At 71.1% G+C, this 4,921-nt stretch carries 5 protein-coding genes; 2 read left to right on the top strand and 3 right to left on the bottom strand.

Annotated elements, in window-relative coordinates:
- Positions 1 to 690, top strand: a 690-nt coding sequence (locus WA805_RS28850; protein WP_425243901.1) for a hypothetical protein, incomplete at its 5' end; no start/stop codon positions are given.
- Between the two features lie 21 nt (positions 691 to 711).
- A complete protein-coding gene (locus WA805_RS28845) occupies positions 712 to 1,626 on the top strand; it encodes an NAD(P)-dependent oxidoreductase (protein WP_422323248.1) in 915 nt (304 codons plus the stop codon).
- Here the strand turns inward: WA805_RS28845 and WA805_RS28840 are convergent.
- From WA805_RS28840 to WA805_RS28830, 3 genes are all read right to left on the bottom strand, one after another.
- A complete protein-coding gene (locus WA805_RS28840) occupies positions 1,621 to 2,085 on the bottom strand; it encodes an AAA family ATPase (protein ID WP_425243900.1) in 465 nt (154 codons plus the stop codon). The genes WA805_RS28845 and WA805_RS28840 overlap by 6 nt on opposite strands.
- 154 nt (positions 2,086 to 2,239) lie before the next feature.
- The gene (locus tag WA805_RS28835; protein WP_422276351.1) at positions 2,240 to 3,184 is read right to left on the bottom strand and encodes a 2Fe-2S iron-sulfur cluster-binding protein; all 945 of its coding nucleotides are present in this window, start codon (positions 3,182 to 3,184) and stop codon (positions 2,240 to 2,242) included.
- A gap of 2 nt (positions 3,185 to 3,186) precedes the next feature.
- The coding region (locus WA805_RS28830; RefSeq protein WP_425243899.1) for an NAD(P)H-dependent oxidoreductase subunit E at positions 3,187 to 4,921 on the bottom strand (1,735 nt) is incomplete at its 5' end.

Genomic DNA, 4,921 nt, shown 5'->3' with positions numbered 1-4,921 from the left:
GCGCTGCTCGGGGCGGGCGTGCTCGCGATCGGCTACCTGTGGGAGCCGGGGCGCCCGTCGCCGCTGGAATGGTACGTGCTGGCCACCGCGGTCGCGACGGCAGCGGCCGTCCTTGGCTACTCGGCGTTCTTCTACCACTACCCAGCCTTCGCCGCGCCTTGGCTCGCGCTGTCCTTCGGGTGCGCGGCCGGCGCGATGGCCAGCGGATTCCGTGCCCGGCCGCAGGTGCGGCGGGCCCTCATCGGCTGCTGCGCGGTGGTGGTGCTCGCCGTGGCGGCGTTCCAGGTGAGCGAGCTCCGCGGGCTGCGCGCCACGAGCGTCTACCCCGACCGGGCGCTGATCCCGGCGGGATCCTGCGTGGTGAGCGACCAGATCTCGCTGGCGATCGCGGCCAACAGGTTCACCGCGGCTCGGCCCGGCTGCCCTGACGTGCTCGACGGGCTCGCGCAGACGCTGGTGCTCAGCAACGGCGTCAGCGTCCAGGGCGGCGCGGCCTCTCATCCGGCCGTCGTCGCCGCGTGGCAGTCCATCCTGTCCCGCGCGGATTACGTGTGGCTGTCCCCGAGCAACGCCCGCCGCATCCCGTGGACGCCCGAGCTGACCTCCTGGTTCGCGGCCAACTTCCAGCCGCTACAAGTCCACGGGCAGGCGAGGCGCCTGGGTCAGGTCTACGAGCGCGTCCAGAGCTAACCACTGGAAGGAGTCACCTGTATGAGCGCGACGGATGATCAAGGCAAGGACACGCGGACGGCGGTGCTCGGCACCGGCATCATGGGTTCGGCGATGGCCCGCAACCTGCTCAGGGCAGGGCTCAGGACGACGGTATGGGACCGGTCCGTTTCGGCCACCGCGCCGCTCGCCGAGGCGGGCGCCGAGGTCGCCGGGACGCCTGCCGACGCGGTGCGCGATGCCCGGGTAGTCATCACCATGCTGCCGACCCCGGACGTCGTCACCTCGGTGATCTTCGATGAGGATGTGGCCGGGGCGTTCGCCCGGGGGGCGGCGTGGGCGCAGATGGGCACGATCGGTGAGGCGGCCAGCGCCGATATCGCGAGCCGGCTCGGCAGTCTCCGGCCCGACGTGCTCTTCGTTGACGCGCCGGTGTCCGGCAGCAAGGGGCCCGCCGAGCAGGGGCAGCTTCTCATCCTCGCCTCAGGCCCGGCGGCCGCGGAGGAGGTGACGAGACCGGTGTTCGCGGCGATCGGCCGCAAGACCCTGTGGCTCGGCGGCGAGGCCGGCCAGGGCAGCCGGATGAAGATCGTCGTCAACGCCTACATGTCCATCCTCATCGAGGGTGTCGCCGAAGCGCTGGAACTGGCCGCCCAGCTGGGCGTCGACGCCGCCAAGCTGGCCGAGGCGATCGAGGGCGGGCCGCTCGACGCGCCCATCGCGGACGCGAAGCTGCACAAGATGGAGCGCGGCGACTACGCGCCCGAATTCCCGCTCGAGTGGGCCCTGAAGGACGTGGACCTGGCGATAGCCGAAGCGCCGGGCGCCACGCTGCCGCTGCTAGCCGCCCTGTCGCGGCAGTGGCGCGCCACCGTCGACGCCGGACACGGCCGCGAAGACGTGAGCGTCGCCAGGCTGGGCCTGGCGAACGTCAACCGCGGCGGCGCCGGGTCATAGCACGTGGTCAAGGACGATGTCGGCGACCTGCGCGACGGGCACCATGGTGACCACTTCGAGCGTGGCTGAGGCCCTAAGCAGCGGCTCGACTGTCCGCTGGTACCGGAGTGTCTCGGCGAGCTCGGCGGGATCCTTCCCGTAGGGGTTAGTGGTGCGGGCGGCCAGCCGCTCGGCCAGGACCTCGGGTGGCGCGCTGAGCAGCACGATGTGGTCGAAACGGGGATAGAAGAGGACCTGGTTGCGGGTCGTGCCCTGGACGAACAGCACGCCAGGGAGCTCATCGGGAGCGCTGGACAGCAGCGCGCCGATCCGGTCCTCGCGCCACAGGCTCTCGCCGTCGATCACCTGGAAATAGCCGCCGTAGTCGGTGTCGACGGTCCGGTACCCGCGGGCGGCGAGCTCGTCAAGCAGCGAGCTCTTGCCTGTCCCGGACATCCCGGTGATCAGCACCCGCTTCACGTTCCGGCTCTTCCTGGCTGGCCTCTGAGCGCGTCACTCCGCCTAGCCGAACGTGGTCGATGGCCCATTGTCCACCAAAGAGTGTGGTCGATGGCCCATCGACCACGTTCGGGGAGGGGGTAGGGCCGGGGAGGGGGTAGGCCGGGCGCGCGGGTTACTCGCGGGCGCGGCGCTGGACGAATTCGAAGCCGAAGCGGCCTTTGACGCAGAGGTGGCCGTGGGTGACGTCGTGGTCCATCGGGGAGGTCACCTTGATGATCGTGTTGTCCTGGACGTGCAGCTCCAGGTTGCAGCCGACGCCGCAGTAGGGGCAGATCGTGGTGGTGACGGTCTGCGCGGACTCGTCCCAGGTGCCCTCGAGGCGCATGTTGTACTCCGACGCGGGCATCAGCGCCCCGGTCGGGCAGACGCCGATGCAGTTGCCGCAGTACACGCAGGCCGAGCCGGGCAGTGTCACGTCGTATTCGGTGGAGATGCGGGCGTCGAAGCCGCGGCCGGCCACCGCGATGGCGAACGTGTTCTGCGCGTCCTCTCCGCATGCCTCCACGCACTTGTAGCAGAGGATGCAGCGCGAGTAGTCGCGGACGTAGCTGTCGTTGTCGTACTTCACCGGCTGCCGCACCGTGGCGGCCGAGTCGCCGGAAACGACCGCGTGGTGCTCCCCCGGCCGTGTCGCATCCCGCTCCCCCGCCTCGTGGTCCGCCGCGGGCGTGCCGTACCGGGACGGGTCCACCGCGTAATCGGCGACCCAGCGCTGCACGTCGGCCGAGGCCAGCGAGATGTCCGCCGACGAGGCGAGGAACTCCAGGACCATCTTCCTGCTGGTCTTGACCCGGTCGGAGTCGGTGTGCACCTTCATGCCCGGCTCAGCCTTACGGGAGCAGGCGGGCACCAGCGTCCTGGAGCCCTCCACTTCGACCACGCAGACCCGGCACACGTTCACCGGCGTCAGGTTCTCCAGGTAGCACAGCGTGGGCGTGTCGATGCCCTCGGCGCGGCACGCCTCAAGGAGCGTCGCGCCCTCGGGCACGCGCACGGCCTTGCCGTCGATCTCGACGTCGACCAGGCGCTTGGGCGTCTCAAGGAACACAGCAGTCAAGGTCAGCTCCCAATCAGGCCCAGTTTGACGGCGGACTGAACGGCGGAAATCGCGGTCTGGCCGAGCCCGCAGATCGAGGCGTCGCGCGCGACCGAGCCGATGTCGTCAAGCAAGGCGAGCTCGGTAGCCATGCTCCCGCGCGGCGTGCCGGACGCCAGCCGGGCCAGCAGTTCCTCCTGGCGGACAGTGCCGACCCGGCACGGCACGCACTGCCCGCAGGACTCGTCGCGAAAGAACTGGGTGATCCGGCGCAGCAGCGCGACCACGTCCACGGTGTCGTCCAGCACGAGCACGACGCCGGAGCCGAGCGTGGTGCCGGCCGCCCGGACCGCTTCGAACGTCAGCGGCATATCGAGGGCGGATGGCCCGACGAAGCTGCCGGCCGCGCCGCCGAGCAGCACCGCCTGGAGCGGCCGCCCGCCGCGCACGCCGCCGGCCGCGTCGATCACCTCGCCCAGCGTGACGCCGAAGTCGTACTCGTAAAGCCCGGGACGTTCCACGCACCCGGACAGGCAGAACAGCCGGGTGCCCGTCGAGTTCTCGGTTCCGACCGATGCGAACGAGGGCCCGCCGACGCGCAGGATCTCCAGCACCGACAGCAGCGTCTCCACGTTGTTGACCGCGGTCGGCTTGCCGAACAGGCCGGACTGCGCGGGGAACGGCGGCTTGTTCCGCGGCTCGGCGCGCTTGCCTTCCAGCGAGTTGATCAGCGCGGTCTCCTCGCCGGCGATGTAGGCGCCGGCGCCGCGCCTGACCTCGATGTCGAAGGCGAAGCCCTTGCCCATCACGTCGGGCCCGAGGAAGCCGAGAGCCCGCGCCTGCGCGACGGCATGACGCAAGCGGGCCTCGGCCAGCGGGTACTCGCCGCGGATGTAGATGAACCCGTGAGCCGCCTCGCACGCGTATCCCATCACGGTGAGCGCCTCGATCAGCGCGTACGGGTCGGACTCCATCAGCACCCGGTCCTTGAAGGTGCCCGGCTCCGACTCGTCGGCGTTGCAGATGACGTAATGCGGCTGGACCGGGTTGGCGGCGACCGCCTCCCACTTGATCGCGGTCGGGAACGCGGCGCCGCCGCGGCCGAGCAGCTTGGCGTCCTTGACCTCGCGCAGCACGCCCTGCGGTCCGAGGCCCACGGCGCGGCGGAGCATCTCGTAGCCGCCGGCGGCCCGGTAGGAGCCCACCGAGGACGGGTCTACCTGGCCGACGCGGCGAAGCAACGAGACCGTTCCTGATGATGAAGACGAGACGTGGGGACGGCCCGCACCCTCGTCAGGGGCGGTCAGCGAACGCCAGATCTGGTCCGGGTCCGCCGGGGCGAGCCCGACGCGGGCCGGGTCGGCGCCGGCGCGCTGGATGAGCGCGGCCGAGCCACGGTCGCACTGGCCCAGGCACGGGCTGCGCTGCCAGGTGACCCCTGCGCCGTCGAAGGCAGCCTCGCTCCCCTCTTTGCCGAAGCGGCGGGTCATCCGCTCGCACAGCTCCTCCGCGCCGTTGACCTGGCAGGCGAGGTCGTCGCAGACGTGCACCACGGCGCCGGGCGACGGCGCGGTGCGGAACAGCGCATAGAACGAGGCGACGCCGTACGCCTCGGCCGGCGGGACGGTGAGCCGCTCGGCGATGTGGTCGATCGCGCCGGGGCTGATCCAGCCGATCCGCTCCTGCACCGCGTGCAGCACGGTGATCAGCAGGTGGCGGCGTGCGCGGGCGGCGCGGCCGCCGTAGGCGACGTGTCCG

Source organism: Trebonia sp., assembly GCF_049794275.1.
In the GTDB taxonomy this organism is placed as follows: Bacteria; Actinomycetota; Actinomycetes; order Streptosporangiales; family Streptosporangiaceae; genus Trebonia.
This window is presented reverse-complemented; position numbering and strand designations above follow the sequence as displayed.